General features: G+C 72.5%; 16 protein-coding genes. 5 read left to right on the plus strand and 11 right to left on the minus strand.

Annotation, left to right across the window (positions count from 1 at the left end):
* Positions 1-2: 2 nt before the first annotated feature.
* Genes AB0C28_RS07955 through AB0C28_RS07965 form a run of 3 tightly spaced genes read right to left on the minus strand, consistent with a single transcriptional unit; the run spans position 3 to position 2,850 of the window.
* Positions 3-1,112: a PTS mannitol transporter subunit IICB gene (locus AB0C28_RS07955; RefSeq protein ID WP_357842071.1), complete on the minus strand. Its 1,110-nt coding sequence runs from the start codon at positions 1,110-1,112 to the stop codon at positions 3-5.
* 35 nt (positions 1,113-1,147) lie between these two features.
* Positions 1,148-2,092, minus strand: coding sequence for a 1-phosphofructokinase (pfkB, locus tag AB0C28_RS07960; protein WP_357842074.1), 945 nt, complete (start codon positions 2,090-2,092; stop codon positions 1,148-1,150).
* Complete coding sequence (locus tag AB0C28_RS07965) at positions 2,089-2,850, minus strand: DeoR/GlpR family DNA-binding transcription regulator (protein WP_358073421.1); 762 nt, start codon at positions 2,848-2,850, stop codon at positions 2,089-2,091. Before AB0C28_RS07965 ends, pfkB begins: the two co-directional genes overlap by 4 nt.
* A 102-nt stretch (positions 2,851-2,952) precedes the next feature.
* On the opposite strand from AB0C28_RS07965, the gene AB0C28_RS07970 reads away from it, so the two are divergent.
* Positions 2,953-3,843, plus strand: a complete 891-nt coding sequence (locus AB0C28_RS07970) for a hypothetical protein (protein ID WP_358073422.1) — start codon at positions 2,953-2,955, stop codon at positions 3,841-3,843.
* Positions 3,844-3,955: 112 nt separating this feature from the next.
* Here the strand turns inward: AB0C28_RS07970 and AB0C28_RS07975 are convergent, their stop codons facing one another.
* From AB0C28_RS07975 to def, 5 genes are all read right to left on the minus strand, one after another.
* Positions 3,956-4,312 carry an MmcQ/YjbR family DNA-binding protein gene (locus AB0C28_RS07975; RefSeq protein WP_357842082.1) on the minus strand — a complete coding sequence of 119 codons (357 nt, stop codon included), beginning with the start codon at positions 4,310-4,312 and terminating at the stop codon, positions 3,956-3,958.
* Between the two features lie 109 nt (positions 4,313-4,421).
* A complete protein-coding gene (locus AB0C28_RS07980; RefSeq protein ID WP_357842085.1) occupies positions 4,422-4,838 on the minus strand; it encodes a CBS domain-containing protein in 417 nt (138 codons plus the stop codon).
* Positions 4,839-4,956: 118 nt separating this feature from the next.
* Positions 4,957-6,426, minus strand: a complete 1,470-nt coding sequence (locus AB0C28_RS07985) for a pyridoxal-dependent decarboxylase (RefSeq protein WP_357842088.1) — start codon at positions 6,424-6,426, stop codon at positions 4,957-4,959.
* On the minus strand, positions 6,419-7,057 hold the full coding sequence (locus AB0C28_RS07990; protein WP_357842091.1) for an XRE family transcriptional regulator: 639 nt from the start codon (positions 7,055-7,057) through the stop codon (positions 6,419-6,421). The genes AB0C28_RS07985 and AB0C28_RS07990 overlap by 8 nt, the downstream gene beginning before the upstream one ends.
* A gap of 7 nt (positions 7,058-7,064) precedes the next feature.
* Positions 7,065-7,598 (minus strand): peptide deformylase, encoded by a 534-nt coding sequence (gene def / locus AB0C28_RS07995; protein ID WP_358073423.1) that lies wholly within the window; start codon positions 7,596-7,598, stop codon positions 7,065-7,067.
* A 143-nt stretch (positions 7,599-7,741) separates the two neighbouring features.
* Here def and AB0C28_RS08000 point away from each other — a divergent pair, with 143 nt between their 5' ends.
* The gene (locus tag AB0C28_RS08000) at positions 7,742-8,548 is read left to right on the plus strand and encodes a methyltransferase domain-containing protein (protein WP_358073424.1); all 807 of its coding nucleotides are present in this window, start codon (positions 7,742-7,744) and stop codon (positions 8,546-8,548) included.
* 16 nt (positions 8,549-8,564) lie between these two features.
* Here the strand turns inward: AB0C28_RS08000 and AB0C28_RS08005 are convergent, their stop codons facing one another.
* Complete coding sequence (locus AB0C28_RS08005; protein ID WP_346111317.1) at positions 8,565-9,080, minus strand: hypothetical protein; 516 nt, start codon at positions 9,078-9,080, stop codon at positions 8,565-8,567.
* A gap of 113 nt (positions 9,081-9,193) precedes the next feature.
* Complete coding sequence (locus AB0C28_RS08010) at positions 9,194-10,123, minus strand: hypothetical protein (RefSeq protein ID WP_357842101.1); 930 nt, start codon at positions 10,121-10,123, stop codon at positions 9,194-9,196.
* Positions 10,124-10,251: 128 nt separating this feature from the next.
* On the opposite strand from AB0C28_RS08010, the gene AB0C28_RS08015 reads away from it, so the two are divergent.
* Positions 10,252-11,190 carry a GNAT family N-acetyltransferase gene (locus AB0C28_RS08015; RefSeq protein WP_357842104.1) on the plus strand — a complete coding sequence of 313 codons (939 nt, stop codon included), beginning with the start codon at positions 10,252-10,254 and terminating at the stop codon, positions 11,188-11,190.
* A gap of 30 nt (positions 11,191-11,220) precedes the next feature.
* On the opposite strand, the gene AB0C28_RS08020 is transcribed toward AB0C28_RS08015, so the two are convergent.
* Positions 11,221-11,883, minus strand: coding sequence for a nucleotidyltransferase domain-containing protein (locus AB0C28_RS08020; protein ID WP_357842107.1), 663 nt, complete (start codon positions 11,881-11,883; stop codon positions 11,221-11,223).
* Between the two features lie 45 nt (positions 11,884-11,928).
* Here AB0C28_RS08020 and AB0C28_RS08025 point away from each other — a divergent pair, with 45 nt between their 5' ends.
* Positions 11,929-13,803: a propionyl-CoA synthetase gene (locus tag AB0C28_RS08025; protein WP_358073425.1), complete on the plus strand. Its 1,875-nt coding sequence runs from the start codon at positions 11,929-11,931 to the stop codon at positions 13,801-13,803.
* 94 nt (positions 13,804-13,897) lie between these two features.
* Positions 13,898-16,729, plus strand: coding sequence for an AAA family ATPase (locus AB0C28_RS08030; protein ID WP_357842113.1), 2,832 nt, complete (start codon positions 13,898-13,900; stop codon positions 16,727-16,729).
* Positions 16,730-16,806: the final 77 nt, after the last annotated feature.

Raw genomic sequence — 16,806 nt, forward strand, 5'->3', positions numbered from 1 at the left:
GCTCAGCTCTCCTTGGTTGCGGTTTCTTCTGTCGCGGTGGGCTCGGGCTCCTCGGGCTCCGCCTTCTCGCCCCTGCCGAAGCCGAGCAGGAGGGCGGCGACCGCGAACGACACGGCCGTCGCGACGAGGATGCCCAGGCTGGAGCCGAGCCAGCCGCCCTTGGGGGTCACCGCGAGGTAGGCGAAGATGCTGCCGGGCGACGGGGTGGCGACCAGGCCGGCACCTGTGATCATGAACGTGAAGACCCCGGCCGCGCCGCCCGCGATGACGGCCACGATGAGGCGGGGCTTCATGAGGACGTACGGGAAGTAGATCTCGTGGATGCCGCCGAAGAAGTGGATGATCATCGCGGCCGGCGTGCTCGGGCGCATCGCGCGCGGCCCGAACAGCAGGTAGGCCAGCAGCAGCCCCAGCCCGGGGCCGGGGTTGGACTCCAGCATGAACAGGATCGACTTGCCCTGCTCGGCGGCCTCGGCCACGCCCAGCGGGCTGAGCACGCCGTGGTTGATGGCGTTGTTGAGGAAGAGTACCTTGGCCGGCTCGATCAGCACGGAGGCGATCGGCAGCAGATTGTTGACGATCAGCCACTCGACCGCGTTGCCCGCGGCGGTGGTGATCGTCTGGACGACGGGGCCGATGGCGTACATGCCGACCACGGCCATCGCGCCGCCCACGATACCGGCGGAGAAGTTGTCCACCAGCATTTCGAAGCCGGCTTTGGTCCGCTCCTCAGTGAACTTGTCCACATATTTGATGATTAGGGCGGCGAGCGGGCCGATGATCATGGCGCCCAGGAACATCGGAGAGTCCGTGCCCACTACGACGCCCATGACCGCGACCGCGCCGACGACCGCGCCGCGCTGCCCGTGCACCATCCGGCCGCCGGTATAGGCGATGAGGATCGGCAGCAGCATCTTGATGATCGGATCGACCATCTTGGCCAGCGTCTCGTTGGGCAGCCAGCCCGTCGGGATGAACAGCGCGGTGATCAGGCCCCAGGCGATGAACGCGCCGATGTTCGGCATGATCATGCCGGCCAGATGGCCGCCGATGCGCTGAATGGTGGCCTTGACCCCGGTTCCGGTGACCCGAGGTGTGTAGGTGTCGGCCATGGACGTGCTCCTTCAGGGGGGTGAGCAGCCGCTTATTACGGGTGGGGGGATGAGAGCGGACGGTCGGGATCGGGCGCGCGGACGGTGACGGCGCCGGGGTCGATGTGGTCGGGGCCCGGCATGCGGCTGCCGGGCAGGCATACGGCGGCGGCGCCCCAGGCCAGAGCCAGCGCCAGCGCGTCGGGGCCGGAGCCGCCGCCGGCCAGGAATCCGGCCAGCATGGCGTCACCCGCCCCGACTGAGCTGCGCGGCTCCGTGACCGGTGCCTCGCCGTACCAGATGCCGTCCTCCTCGACGAGGACGGCGCCGTCGGCGCCCAGGCTGGCCAGCACCGTACGCGCGCCGGCGGCCCGCAGCTTGGCCGCGGCCTCGGCCACGTCGCCAAGCCGGCGGATCGGCATGCCGGTGGCTCCGGACAGCTCCTCCAGGTTGGGCTTGACCAGGGCGGGCGCGGCGGTGAGCGCGCTCGCCAGCGCCGGGCCGCTGGAGTCGACGGCCATGAGGATGCCGGCCCCGGCGAACCTGCGGCACAGCCGGGCGTAGACGTCGGAGGGCACCTCGGGCGGCAGACTGCCGGAGGCCACCACCCAGTCCGCCTCGTGGGCGGCGCTCAGGACGGTGTCGGCGATCGTGTCGAGCTCCTCCTGCGACAGGGCGGTGCCCGGCTCGTTGATCTTGGTGGTGGTGCCGTCGGGCTCGGCCAGCGTGACGTTCGACCGGGTCGGGCCGGCCACCGGGACGGTGACCATGTCGAGCCCTTCCGCGGCCAGCAGGCGGATGAGCTGCCTGCCCTCGTCGCCGCCGTACGGGACCACCGCGCGGCTCGCCACCGAGTTGGCCAGCAGGGCGCGCGAGACGTTGACGCCCTTGCCCCCGGGGTCGAGGCGGGCGGTGGCGGCGCGGATGACCGCGCCCCGGTCGAGCGAGGCGATCTCGATGGTCCGGTCGAGGCTCGGGTTGAGGGTCAGGGTGAGGATCACGCCCTGATCACCTCCGGGCCGGCGGCCGCCATGTCGGCGGCCAGCGCCACGTCGAGGCCGGTGTCGGTGATCAGCACGTCGATCTCGCTCAGCTCCGCGAAAGTGGCCAGGTAGGTGTTGCCGAACTTGGTGTGGTCGGCCAGCAGCACGCTGCGCTGCGCGGCGTTGACCATGGCCCGCTTGATGGCCGCCTCCGCCGGGTCGGGCGTGGTCAGGCCACGGGCGAGCGAGCAGCCGTTGGTCGCCATGAACGCCACGTCCACGTTGAGCCGGTCGAGCGGGCGCAGCGCCCAGTCGTCCACCGTGGCCAGCGTCTTGCCGCGCAACCGGCCGCCCAGCATGATCACGTTCAGGTTGGCGCGCGCGGCCAGGGCGGTGGCCAGTGGCGGGGAGTTGACCACCACGGTCAGCTCCCGGTCGAGGGGCAGCACCTGCACCAGGCGGCCCGTGGTGGTGCCGGCGTCGATGATCACCGAGCCGTCCTCGGGCAGCTCGGCCAGCGCCGCCTTGGCGATGCGTTCCTTCTCGGCCGTCATGACCTCGTCACGGGCGGCCAGCGCGGGCTCGAACCCCAGCCGCTCCACGGGGATGGCGCCCCCGTGGACGCGCCGCAGCACGCCCGCCCGCTCCAGCGACGTCAGGTCGCGGCGGATCGTCTCTGTGGTCACGTCGAGCTCGGCGGCCAGCGTCACCACGTCGACACGGCCCGCTAGCCGCGCTCTCCGCAGGATCTCCTGCTGCCGCTCCTCGGCGTACATGATGTTGATTCACCGCCGTTTCGGGTTGGTTTCCTCTGTGTTTATACCCGCTTTCGTTTGCTGGTCAAGAGTGTCGTGTCACGATCTGGTATTTATGGGCGGGTGCGAATCAAGCCTCTTGCCGCCGTGCCCCTCGCGGCCGTCACCGCCGCCACGCTCGCGGCCTCCGCTCCAGCGGCTCACGCCGCCGCCCAGGCCCGGCCGCCTCAGGTGCCCGCGGGGACGACCGCGGCGTGGGTGGTGTTCGACCGGCAGGCCGGCAAGATCGTCGCCACGCGCAACGCGCACCGGAAATACCGCTCGGCCTCGGTGGTGAAGATCCTCATCGCGATCGACTACCTGGAGCGGCGCAAGAGCGTGCCCGCCGCCGATGCCAGGCTGCTGCGGATCATGCTGCGCTCCAGCGACGACGACGCCGCGTCCACGTTCTGGGACCGGCTGGGCAAGGGGCAGATCATCGTCAGGCAGGCGCGCCGGCTCGGGCTGTCCGACACCACGCCGCCGCCGGCGTCCAAGCCGGGCTTCTGGGGTTACACCTCGCTGAGCGCGTACGACATCGTGCGCACCTACCGCTACCTGCTCGACCGGGCCAACGCCCGGGTCAGGGACACGATCCTCAGCCACCTGCGGCACTCGACCCCGTGCGGCACCGACGGCTTCGACCAGACCTTCGGCATCCCCGACGCGCTGCCCCGGCCATGGGCGGTCAAGCAGGGCTGGTCGGGGTTCGGCACGACGCCGCCGGTCAGGTGCGGTGGCGGCGGCGGTGCCAGGGCCGTGGGGGCGCCCATCTCGTGGATCGCCCAGCGCGCCACCGGCTCGGGCGTGCCCGACTACGGGCGGCCGGTGCTGCACTCGACCGGGCTGGCCGGGAAGGGCGAGCGCTACGTCATGGCGGTGCTGACCGCCCATCCGGCGGGCGGCACGTGGAGCTCCTCGGTCAAGCGCATCACCACGCTCACCCGCGACCTCTACCGCGACGTCACCCGCTGACCGGCGGCCTCCGCCTGCGCCTTCGCGCGTCGGTCCGCGACCTTCGTCCGCGTGGTCGCGCGTCGGCTCATGCGGTCGTGCGCGGGCCGGTGCCGTCGCCGGCCGGCCGGTGCTACGGCCGCAGGCGGGCGGTGAGTTCCTGTTCGCGGCGGACCTTCTGCGGGACGCACATGCGCCACGCCTCCAGCACCAGCTCGCGCATCTCCGCGACGTCGAGGGCCGCCGTGCGCGCCTCCACCCAGTGGAAGCGCAGGTCGGACTCCCTGGGCATGAGGAACTTGTCCGGCTCGGCCGCCACCAGCGCCGCGCGCTCCTCCTTGGGGAAGCCGAACCCCATCTGGGTCTCGTCACGTGAGAACGCCACGTAGACGATCTGGCCCACGCGGAACTTCACGCGGTCTCTGATCAGGTGCTCCGACGAGCGGGGGAGCGTGCGCGCGAACTGGCGTACGTCGTCGACTGTGATCACGCCGCCACGTTATAGCCCAGGACCGACACTTTCCGGGGCGCACGCAGTGGCCGCCCTCTGGGGGCCGCACTTAGGGGCCGCCGTCAGCGCTTGCCCCCAGCGCTTGCCGTCAGTGGGTGGCCTCGGCGGCGGAGATGTCGGCCAGGGCGGAGCTGGGGTCGCGCTCGACCGCCAGGTCGCCCAGGCTCACCACTCCGACCGCGCGCCCGTCCTCGACCACCGGCAGCCGGCGTACGGCGTGCGTGCGCATGAGCCGGACGGCCTGCTCGATGCTGGTCTCTGGCCCGATGGCCTCCACGGAGGCGGTGCACGCCTCGCGTACCGGCGTGTCCGGGCCGCGTTCGTCGGCGACCACGCGCACGGTGATGTCGCGGTCGGTGACGATGCCCTTCATGCGGCCCTTGTCGTTGACGATGAGCGCCCCGGTGTCGTGGTCGCGCATGAGCGAGGCCGCGACGGACACCGGCTGGTCCGCCTCGACCGTCGCCGGGTGCGAGGTCATCACATCTGCCACGGTCTTCGCCATGGGATCCTCCGGGTGAACGGGTAGAGGACGGCCCTCTACCCGGGCGACCGGGCGAGTCACGACACTTTGTCGCTTCTCTGCGAATTCCAGGTGATGTGCAGAGGGCTTCCCGGCGGCCCTAAAGGGACTTGGCCGCCACGCGGATCTCGTCGAGCAGCACCTCCAGGTCCGCCCGCGTCGTCCCCGGATGCAGGAAGCAGGCGCGCAGCGCGTCCCGCCCGCCGAGCCGGGTGCCGGTGAGGAAGGCGTTGCCGCGTGCCTGCACCGCGCCGGGGACGGCCCGGTTGAGCGCGTCCAGCCCGCTCTCGCGAGGGGTGTGGCGGAAGGCCGTGATCGAAGTGGTGACGGGCGCGAGCAGTTCGAAGTCGGGCGCCCGCTCCACCATGGCGCCCAGCTCGCGGGCCAGCGTGGCGGTGTGCTCCACCAGGTCCTTGACCCCGGCCCGGCCCAGGTGGGACAGGGTGGCCCAGGTCTTCAGCGCGCGGAAGGGGCGGGTCTGCTCGGGGCCGTACTCGGCGAACCAGCCGAGCTCGCCGGCATTCTCGTCCACCAGGTACGACGGCACCAGGCTGAACGCGGCCCGCGCCGCGCCCGGATCGCGCAGCAGCGCGCAGCCGCAGCCCACCGGCACCCCGAGCCACTTGTGCGGGTCGAGGGCCAGGGAGTCGGCCCGCTCCATCCCCGCGTAGTGCGGCGCGGCGCCGCCGGCCAGGACGCCGAGCGCGCCGTAGGCGCCGTCCACGTGGAACCACAGGCCGTGCTCGGCGGCCACGTCCGCGATCTCGTCGAGGGGGTCCACCGCGCCGGAGTTGACGGTCCCGGCGCTGCCCGCCACGCAGAACGGCCGCAGCCCCGCCGCCAGGTCCTCGGCGATCATGGTACGCAGCGCGCCCACGTCCATCCGGTACGCCGCGTCCACCGGCACCGTGCGCACGTGCCTGGCCCCGAGACCGAGCAGCTGGGCGGCCTTGTGCAGGCAGCTGTGCCCCTCCTCGGTGACGTACATGACCAGGGGCGCCCGCCCGGACAGCCCCTCCTCGCGCACGTCCCAGCCGTCGGCCTGCGCCGCCCGCTGCCGGGCGCTGGCCAGGCAGATCACCGTGGCCATGGAGGCGCCGCTGGTCAGCAGCCCGCCGCCGGGCAGGTGCGGGAAGCCGACGAGCCCGGCCAGCCAGCGCACCACCGTGCGCTCCAGGTGCGGCCCGGCGTGGTCGCCGCCGGCGCAGCTCGGGTTCAGCGCCGAGGCCAGCGGCTCGACGAGGACACCGGCCGGGTTCGGCGGCGAGTTCACCCAGCCGAAGAAGCGCGGATGCCCGTTGCCCATCGGGTACGGCAGCACGTGGGCCCGCGTGTCCTCCAGCAGGTCATCCAGCGCCCGCCCGGTCTCCGGGAGCTCCTGACCGGTGAGCCAGGCCAGCTCGCCGTCCGGCACCGGCCGCCAGACCGGCCGGTCGGCGACGCCGCCGAGGTGCTCGGCCCAGATCCCGGCCGCCTTGACTCCCGCCAGGCGTAGCTCGTTCACGGCCTGCGGATCCGCCGGGCGCAGCTTGTCGATGGCCTTGGCCCCCGCCAGGCGCAGCTCATCCATGGGGTGTGTCCTTCCGTGCCGTGTGGTGCCCGGCCGCTCCCGCCTGCGCCCGCGGGCCCAGCTCCATGGCCAGGTAGAAGACGCAGTCGGCAGGGCCGTCGTTGGCGAAGGCGTGGCGGCGGTCGCCCGGGTAGTAGGCCGAGTCGCCGGACCCCAGCTCGTACGGCCGGCCGTCGATCGTCAGCCGCAGGGTGCCGCGTTCGACGGCCAGGTACTCGCGCGAGCCGGGTGCGTGCGGCACGAACTCGCCCGCGTCCACCCCCGGCCCGATCGTCGTCCGCATGAACTCGAACTCGACCTCGCCCAGCACGGGCGACAGCACCCGCCGCTCCCAGCCCGACGGGTCGCGCAGGACGCGCTGCTCGTCGTGGCGCAGCACCCGGATCGTCTCGCGGGCGGGCTCGTCGAGCAGCCGGGAGATCGACGTGCCCAGTGCCGTGGCCAGCCGGTCGAGCACCAGCACGCTGGGCGTCTTCGCGCCCCGTTCGACCTCGGAGACCATGCTCCTGCTGATGCCGCTCAGCTCGGCCAGCCGCTCGATGGACAGCCCGCGCGCGCGCCGCTCGCCCCGGATCCGCTGCCCCAGCTCGGCCATGGACAGCCCGCTGGCCAGGACCCCTTCACCTGTCATTCCTCCACTATAGCGATGCTTTGTCCGCTTTAGTGGATTCCTCGTACGCCGCCAGCACCTGCTTGCGCCGCTTGGCCGGGAGCCGGTCGATGTAGAGATGGCCGTCGAGGTGATCGGTCTCGTGCTGCAGGCAGCGCGCCAGCAGCCCGGTGCCCTCGACCACGACGGGCTCGCCGCTGGCGTCGAAGCCGCGCACGGTGGCGCGATCGGCGCGGGGGAGGGGCGCGTACTGGCCGGGGACCGACAGGCAGCCCTCGTCGCCGGTGTCGAGCCGGCGCTCGCCGAGGCCGGGCAGCTCCAGCACCGGGTTGACGACGACGCCCTTGTGCGGCTGCCCGTCGGCGTCCTGGCAGTCGTAGACGAAGACGCGCAGCGGCACGCCGATCTGGTTGGCGGCCAGACCCACGCCCTCCGCCGCGTACATGCTCGCGAACATGTCTTCCACCAGCGCCGCCAGCTCGCCGTCGAAGCCGGTCACCGGCTCGCACGGGTGGTGCAGCACCGGATCGCCCACGCGCACGATCGGCCGAACCTCTCCCACAATCCCCGCCTCTCCTGATATGTCGCCATGTGTCAGCCCAAGTGTACGATCGCCCGCGCGTATCTCGAATTATAAGACAAAGTTTCTTGAATGATGAGATGTGGTTAAGGTGGCGGTAATCGCACGACGGAGGGAGTTCGCCGATGAACGCCGTCTACACCCATGGCCACCACGAGTCCGTGCTGCGCTCGCACCGCTGGCGCACCGCCGCCAACTCGGCCGCGTACCTGCTGCCCCACCTCAAGCCGCACATGAAGCTGCTCGACATCGGCAGCGGCCCCGGCACGATCACCGCCGAGCTGGCGGGCCTGGTCGGGCACGTGACGGCGTCCGAGGTGAGCGAGGAGACGCTCGGCCTGGCCAGGGCCGAGGTGGCCGCCAGAGGGCTGACGAACGTCGACTTCGCCGTCGCCGACGTGCACGCGCTCGGCTTCCCCGACGACACCTTCTGCGTCGTGCACGCGCACCAGGTGCTCCAGCACGTCGGCGATCCGGTGCTGGCGCTGCGGGAGATGGGGCGGGTGACCAAGCCGGGCGGCTACGTGGCGGCCCGCGACAGCGACTACACGGCGTTCACCTGGTGGCCGCGGGTGCCGGCGCTGGACGAGTGGATGGAGCTCTACCAGCGCATCGCCCGCGGCAACGGCGGAGAGCCTGACGCCGGGCGGCGGCTGCTGTCATGGGCCCGGCAGGCGGGCTTCGAGGACGTCACCGCCACCTCCTCCACCTGGTGTTTCGCCACCCCCGAGGACCGGGCGTGGTGGGGCGGGATGTGGGCGGAACGGATCCTGAGCTCGGCGATGGCCGAACAGGCCCTGGCCACCGGCGCCGCCACGCAGGCCGGCCTGCGGCGCATGTCGGAGGGGTGGCTGGAGTGGGTCCGGGCGGAGGACGGCTGGCTGTCCCTCCTGCACGGTGAGATCGTCTGCCGGCTCCCCGCCCGCGACTGAGAGGGCTCGCGGGCGGTCAGAGGCCGAGGGTGCGGGCGCGCTGCCACTGCGGGTCGCGGTAGAGCACCATGTCGGTGCCGACCATCTCGTCGGGCGCCGACAACATGGTGATCTCGCCCGCCGCCTGCAGTTGCAGCAGCAGGTCACGCACCCGAGGCCCGACCGGCAGCCGCCCGGTGGGCAGCCCCAGCCCGCTCCTGACCGTGTCGGCGATCTCCGACAGGCGGAATGGGCCGTCGAACCCGGCGACCACGCCGCGCACGACGGTCATCGTGATCAGATGCTCGGCCTCGGCGTACGCGAGCTGCCAGTGCACCTGCTCCTTGCGCCGGCCGCTGCCGGCGCACGACGTGCACGGGCGCGTCAGGCCGGCCGCCGGCTCCTCCCTGGTCGTGCCGAGGCAGGCCGAGCAGAGCCCGTTGTCGGCGGCGTGCAGCTCGGCGACCATGCGGCCGCCCAGGAGCACACCGCAGTCGCAGGCGAACGCGTCACCCAGGATGCCGGTCTGAGGAGAGATCGCATGCTCGTTCACCGATCCGACTCTACCGGCGCCCCGCCGCCCCACGCGCACCTCCGCTCACATGCGCCACACCTCAGCCGCCGTATGCCGACCGGCCGTGCAGGTGCCGCAGAGCCTCAAGGACCTCAGCCGCGTACGTCGGCCAGGCCGCGCAGGCGGCGCAGAGCCTTGCGGGCGGCGGCCGAGACGCGCTCGTCCGGGTGGTGCTCGATGAAGACGCGCAGCACCTGCCCGGTCCACGGATGGTCCCCGAACGCGAGGATCGCGATCGTCCCCGCCTGCTCCTCGGCGTCCATCCCCAGCGCGATCGACTCGATCACCTCGCCGGTCTCGCCCCCGAACTCCAGCAGCGCCGCCGCCATGTCCACCAGCACCCAGGCGATCTCCTCCGGCGTCGGCTGCCGCTCGTCCCGCCCGGTCCTGGCGGCGATCACCGCGCCCAGCTTCGGCTCCTCCAGCCGCCTGGCCAGGGCCCGCCGTCCCTCGTCGCCGAGGTTCGCCGACAGCACCTCGACGCCGACCGCCCGGCTCAGCGGGCTCACCGCGCCCAGCACCGAGCCGATCTCGGCCGCGGCCTGCGCGGGGTCCCGCTCCTTCAGCCAGCCGGTCAGCTCCTCGGCTCGCTCGGACTCCGGATAGGCCCGCAGTCCGTGCAGCAGCGCCGTCGCGTCGGCGTCCGCGAGCGAGCCCATGACCGGGATGTCCTGCCCGGTGGTCTCGGCGATGATCTGCCGCGCCACCCACAGCCCGAGCCAGCTCAGCGTGTACGGCTCCTCCTGCCGGACCAGCCCGAGGCCCGTCAGCGTCACGGGGGCCTCGCCCTTGAGCGGCTCCCTGGACAGGAACATCCTGATCAGCTCAAGCAGGAGCCCCTCGTCCTCGGCCAGCCGCTCGCGGCAGTGCCCGGACCACGCGGCCAGCACCTCCGCGTCGTCGCCTTCCGGCTTCAGCTCGTCCGCCAGCGGCGCGGCGCGTACGGCGGCCGCGAGCGTGGCCTCGCCGGGCAGCCGGATCGGGGGCTGCAGGGGCAGCGTGTCGTCGTCGTAGGAGGTCACTAGGCCATCCTGTCGCGATATTTCGGTAGAGTGCCAGCGCACGCCGAAAAGTCGGAAGAAAGGAGGCGCTGAGTGTTTCGCATCTATCTGGGCGCCCGCGGCGCCCGTTTCCGATTCTCGGAGGAATCATGCATTTCCGCACTGCGGTCAAGGACGACCTAGACCGCCTGCTCGGTTGCGTCGTCGACGAGTCCATCAGCTGGTCCCATCCCGACCGGCTGCTGTCGTTCCTGGAGAGCGGCGCCTACCGTTTCGATCGCATCTGGCTGGCCGAGGACGAGCCCGGCGGCGAGATCCTGGCCCGCGCCGTGTGGTGGGGCTTCCCCGGGGAGGACCGGCCGCTCGCGCTCGACTGCCTGTACGCCGCCCCCTCGGTCCCCGACCGCGTCGGCCTGATCGCCGAGCTGCTGCGCCGGGCCCACGCCGCGTTCGGCACGGCGCCCGCGTACCACGTGTTCGTCACCAACGGCTGGCGCGAGGCGCCCAGGACAGGCGCCGCCCTGGCCTGGCGATGGGAGGCCGCCGGGCGCGCAGGACTGACCGACGAGCTGGAACGCCTGCGGTACGAGTGGGCGGACGGGCCCGTCCCCGAGCCGTCGGCGCGGCTAGTCTTCCGCGGCGATGACGACGACGAGGTGTTCGCGGCCGCCTTCGCCAGGGTGGCGCAGGGCACCCTCGACGCGCACACCCGCCAGGCGCTGGCCGTCATGGACCCGATGGAGCAGGCGCGCGAGGACGTGCGCGACAACCGGTCCATGCCCGGGGATCGGGACTGGTGGCGGCTGGCCTACGACCTGGACGGCGAGCTCGTCGGGGTCGCCCTGCCGTCGGCCAACGCCGCCGGGCCCGTGGTCGGCTACCTCGGGGTGGTGCCGGAACGGCGCGGCCAGGGGTACGTGGACGACCTCCTCGCCGAGATCACCCGCAGCCACGCCCTGCGCGGGGTCCGGCGCATCGTGGCCGACACGGACGCCGGCAACGTGCCGATGGCCAAGGCTTTCGAACGCGCCGGCTACCGCAACTTCGCGGTCCGCCTGGTCCTGTCGGCCGACCCCGCGAACGCCTGAGGTACGCGTTATCGCGCCGGCCCGCGAGGCTCATCTCGCGGGCCGGCCGCACGGCGGCAGGTTCTCCTGGCGTACCCCCACCAGGAACTCCTCCACCCGCTCGCGGTCCGGCTGTTCGGGCAGGACGCTCGGCGCCGCGGCCAGTTCCGCCGTGAGCGCGGCCCGCCAGCCGTCCACCTCCGGCCAGGGCATCCGCCCGTTCCTGATCGCCAGCAGCCGCTCCCGGTGGGCGTCCACGCGGACCAGCGGCTCCCCGTGCCGCACGAGGTGCAGGCCGCTGAGCAGCAGCCGCACCATGTGCATGGCCTGCTTCCCGTTCGGCCGCTCGGGGTCGAGGCGGCGGAACTGCGCGTCGGCGTACCCGGCGAAGGAGCGGTGCGCGCGCTGCGACAGGAACGCCCCCCGCAGGTCGCGCAGCCGCCGCCCGGCGGGCGTGACCACCTCCACCAGCGGCGACCACAGGCATTCGAGCACCGTCGGGTTGGCGTCGAGGGCCAGGCCGCAGAAGCGCTCGACCTCCCAGGAGAACTGCTCGGGCAGCGGCCCGTCCCGATGCGTGGGCGGTTTGTCCAGCCGCCAGAACGCCGAGGTCGGTGTCACGAACACGCCGCGCCGGTCGGTGTCGGAGGCGTCGGTCTCCAGCCCGTACGCCCTCGACCCCATCACCACGGTAAGGATCACGTCATCGCTCATCCCTCCTATCTTGCGCCATGGGCTGACGGCTGTTCTGATCGACAAGTGAGCGCTTATGACGAGGCATACCGGCGGAGCATCGAGCGGCCCGAGGGGTTCTGGGGGGAGGCCGCGCTCGGGATCCAGTGGGATCTCGCGCCCGCCACCGTCCACGCCGGCGGCCGCTGGTTCCCCGACGGCCGGCTCAACACCTGCCACAACGCCGTCGACCGGCACGTCGCGGCGGGCCGCGGCGCACAGGCGGCGCTGATCTACGACAGCCCCGTCACCGGCACCACGCGCACCTACACCTACACGGAGCTGCTGGACGAGGTGAGCAAGGCCGCGGGCATGCTGCGCGACCTCGGCGTGGAGGCCGGCGACACCGTGGTGATCTACATGCCCATGGTGCCGGAGGCGGTGGTCGCGATGCTGGCCTGCGCCCGGCTCGGGGCGGTGCACTCGGTGGTGTTCGGCGGGTTCGCGGCCCGTGAGCTGGCCGTGCGGATCGACCACGCCAGGCCCAAGGTGGTGCTGTCGGCCTCCTGCGGGATCGAGCCCAGCCGTGTGGTGGCGTACAAACCGCTGCTGGACGCCGCGCTTGAGCAGGCCGAGCACCGGCCGGGACACTGCGTGATCCTGCAGCGGCCCGAGAGCCCGGCGGAGCTGACGCCGGGCCGCGACCTGGACTGGGTGCGGGCCGTGGGCGCGGCCGAGCCGGCCGGGTGCGTGAGCGTGGCCGCGACCGACCCGCTGTACATCCTCTACACCTCGGGCACCACCGGCACGCCGAAGGGCGTCGTGCGCGACAACGGCGGCCACGCGGTGGCGCTGCGCTGGAGCATGTCCCACGTGTACGGCGCCGCCCCCGGCGAGGTCTTCTGGGCCGCCTCCGACGTCGGCTGGGTGGTCGGCCACTCCTACATCGTCTACGGGCCGCTGCTGGCGGGCTGCACGACCGTCCTGTACGAGGGCAAGCCCGTCGGCACCCCCGACCCGGGCGCCTTCTGGCGGGTGGTGTCCACGTACGGCGTGCGCACGCTCTTCACCGCCCCGACCGCCTTCCGCGCCATCAAAAAAGAGGACCCATCCGGCAATTTCGCGAAAAAGTGGGACCTGTCGGGGCTGCGGTACCTCTTCCTGGCCGGAGAACGGCTCGACCCCGACACCTACCACTGGGCCTCCGACCTGCTCGGCGTCCCCGTCATCGACCACTGGTGGCAGACCGAGACCGGCTGGCCCATCGCCGCGAACTGCGTCGGCGTCGAACGGCTGCCGATCAAGCCGGGCTCCCCGACCAAGGCCGTACCCGGCTGGGACGTGCACATCCTCGACAACGACGGCCGCGACTGCCCGCCCGGCACGGAGGGCGCCGTCACCGTCAAGCTGCCGCTCCCGCCCGGCGCCCTGCCGACCCTCTATCGCGACGACGACCGCTTCGCCCGCTCCTACCTCGACCGCTATCCGGGCCACTACCTGACCGGCGACGGCGGCCACCTGGACGACGACGGCTACCTGTACGTCATGGGCCGCATCGACGACGTGATCAACGTGGCAGGACACCGGCTGTCCACCGGCTCGATGGAAGAGGTCATCGCGGCCCACCCCGACGTGGCAGAATGCGCCGTGATCGGGGTGGCCGACGAGGTGAAGGGCCAGCTCCCGATGGGGTTCGTGGTGCTGAAGGCCGGGGCGGAGCGCGGCCAGGAGGAGATGGAACGAGAGCTGGCCGCCCTCGTACGCGAGCGCATCGGCCCCGTCGCCGCCTTCCGCCGCGCCGTCGTGGTGAGCAGGCTGCCGAAGACGCGCTCGGGCAAGATCCTGCGCGCCACGATGCGGGACATCGCCGACGGCAACCCGTACACCACGCCCTCCACCATCGAGGATCCGGCGGCGCTGCCGGAGATCGCCCGGATACTGGCGGGTACTGAAGGAGTATGACAGGCAGGTAACGTTCGGATCGTCCTGGTTCAAGATCCTGCGCTGATCGGGGCGTTCAGCGCATGATGGGACATCCCCCTCCCCGGGAGAAGGCATGATCGAGACCCCGAGCTACGCCGACGCCCTGCGGATCCTCGGGTGCAAGGACGGCAGGCTCGTCAAGGTGATCGGGCTGGCCTCGGCCGCCGAACGCACCGGCTGGGCGTTGGCCGGCGGCCCGCGGCTGACGATGAGCCTGCGCGACCTGCGCGACGGCATCATCGCCTACGGCGAGGACGTCGTACGCCGCATGCCGGAGCTCAAGACCGGCGTCGACCGTTTCACCCGCACCCAGCGGCTGGCCGCGGCGCACGCCGCGGTCGTGGTGGCGGCCTGGTTCGAGGCGCTCGGCGAGGCCCAGCTGCCCTTCACCCTCGACCAGCTCGACCGCGGCGAGCAGATCTCCCACGGCGTGCCGACGGCCGAGCGCTTCGCCGGGCTGGTCGCGGCGCTGCTGCTGACGCGGCTGCCCACGCCCGAGCCGCACGTGCCCTATGCCGAGACCCGGCAAGCCGTGGAACGTGCCTACCTGCGCATGTCGGATGCTTTAGCCGGTTACGTACGCGGGCTCGCCGTCTGGGATGAGTTGTCCACCGACGACCGGCTCCTGCTGCCCCGCCTGCTCGACGAGGGGCCGCCCGCGCACGCGCTGCGCATCTACGACGAGGACTACCGGTCGCTGGCGCTCGACAGCCACGAGTTCGGGGTGCGCAGCCTGGTCACCGAGACGCCGCCGCCGGCCACGGCGCTGTCGAGGGTGGCCTGGCTGCTGGCCGAGCTGGCGCCGCCCCGGGTGGGCGACCGTCCCATGATCCACCGGATGCGGATGGCCGCCAACGCGCTCGACCGGCCGCTGCTGCTGGCCGGCAAACATCCGGAGGACGTCTCGCTGCCGCTGCTGGGCGAGGGCTACCTGAGCCCGCGCTGCCGGGTGGCCGAGCTGACCCGCGACTCCCTGCCCGCCCTGCGGAGCTGGTGGGACGACCAGCAACTGCTCGCCGACACCGAGGCGTTCCTGGCCGGCCACCTCACCTCGTTGCGGGCCACCCAGGCGCCGCTGCTCGTGCTCGGGGAGCCGGGCTCGGGCAAGACCAAGCTGGCCGAGGTGCTGGGCGCGCGGCTGGCCAGGTCGGAGTTCCTGCCGATCAGGGTGGAGCTGCGCGCCGTACGGGCCCGCGCCGGTGTGGTCGAGCAGGTCGAGCAGGCCGTCGCCGAGGTGCTGGGGGAGGAGGTCTCCTACGCCGACCTGGTCGAGGCGGGCGACGGCGCGATGCCGGTGATCCTGCTGGACGGGTTCGACGAGCTGGTGCAGGGCGAGCTCAGCCGCTACGACTACCTGGAGCGCCTGCGCGAGTTCCAGGCCAGGGAGGCGGCGCAGGGCAGGCCCGTCGCGGTGATCGTGACCGGCCGCACAGTGGTGGCCGACCGGGTCCGCTTCCCCGCCGGGCTGCTCGCGCTGCAACTGCAGCCGTTCGGCGACGACCAGGTACGCCAGTGGCTCGACATCTGGGACCAGGCCAACCGCGCCCTGCTCGCCAGGCGCGACCTGAAACCGCTGCCCGCGGAGGCCGCGCTCGCGCACGGCGAGATGGCCCGCCACCCGCTGCTCCTGCTGCTGCTCGCCCTCTACGACGCCGGCGGCAACGCGCTCCAGCGCGAGCACGGCCCGCTCCAGCGGGCCCGCCTGTACGAGGTCCTGCTGCGCGACTACACCGAACGCGAGACCGGCGGCGCCCACCGGGTCGAGATCGACCAGGAACTGGTGCTGCTCGGCGCCGCCGCCCTGTCCATGCTGGCCAGGGGTAGCCAGGTCATCACCGACGAGGCGCTCCAGAGCGACCTGCCCGCCCTGTGCCACGGCGGCGAGGAGGAGCCGGGCGACGAGGAGGAGCGCGTCGACTGGGCCCGCAAGGCCACCGAGCGCTTCTTCTTCGTGCGCAGGAAGGGGCACGCGTTCCTGCACTCCACGTTCGGCGAGTTCCTGGTGGCCTGGCTGACCATGTACGCGCTGCGCGACCTCGACCGGCGCAGCCGCCTCGCCGGGGACGAGCCCCTGGTCCTGGCCCAGGCCGTGGACGACGACCTGCTGTACGCCGTCACCTCCCACTCGTGCCTGGCCGAACGGGGGCCGACGGTCGGCTTCATCCTGGAGCTGCTGGACCAGGTGCCCTCGGAGGTGCGGGCCCGCTGCGCGGACCTGCTGGCCGGGCTGCTGCGCCGCTCCCTGCACGAACGGCCCAGGCGGCACTTCACCGGGTTCCGCCCGGTACGTCATACGGTGACCCGGCGGCTGGCCGCGTACTCGGCGAACCTCACCCTGCTCATCGTCGCCGCCTCCGAGTCGCCCGTACGGGTCTCCGCGATCCTGCCCGGGCCCGACCACATGGAGCGCTGGTCCTCGCTCACCCACCTGTGGAAGGGACAACTCGGGCAGGAGGGCTGGACCGGGCTGGTCGCCGCCCTGTCGGCGCACCGGGTGATGGAGGACGGGCAGGAGGACGTCGTGCTCGGCGGCGGCACCGAGCCGACCGGCATGGGGGACGTCGTCGTCGCGGTCGCCACCGGCCACGCGCCGCGCCACCGCCGGCTGCTCGACCTGCTGCTGCGGGCGCTGGGGGAGGGGCAGGCGCTGCCGTACGCCGACCGGGTCGGCATCCTGGAGGAGCTGGTGCGCACGGTCGCCGTCCGGTCGCCGGCCATGCACCAGGCATTGGGCGCCATGTGGAACGAGGAGGGCGCCGACCGCGCCGGGCTCAGACCGCTGCTCCAGGCCCTGCTCGCCGATCCGGCGGGGCGGATGGAGACGTGGGAGCAACTGGTCAAGGCCGGCATCCCGGAGACTGCTCTGTGGGAGATCCACCAGAACGCCCTGCTACCAGGCGACTGACCGGGCCCGGCCGCGCCGGCTCGCGCCGTGTGGTCACGTCACGGCGTTGGCCGCCCCGGGGAGACGGGACCCGTAGC

It is taken from the genome of Nonomuraea sp. NPDC048892, from assembly GCF_040649735.1.
Lineage (GTDB): Bacteria > Actinomycetota > Actinomycetes > Streptosporangiales > Streptosporangiaceae > Nonomuraea > Nonomuraea maheshkhaliensis.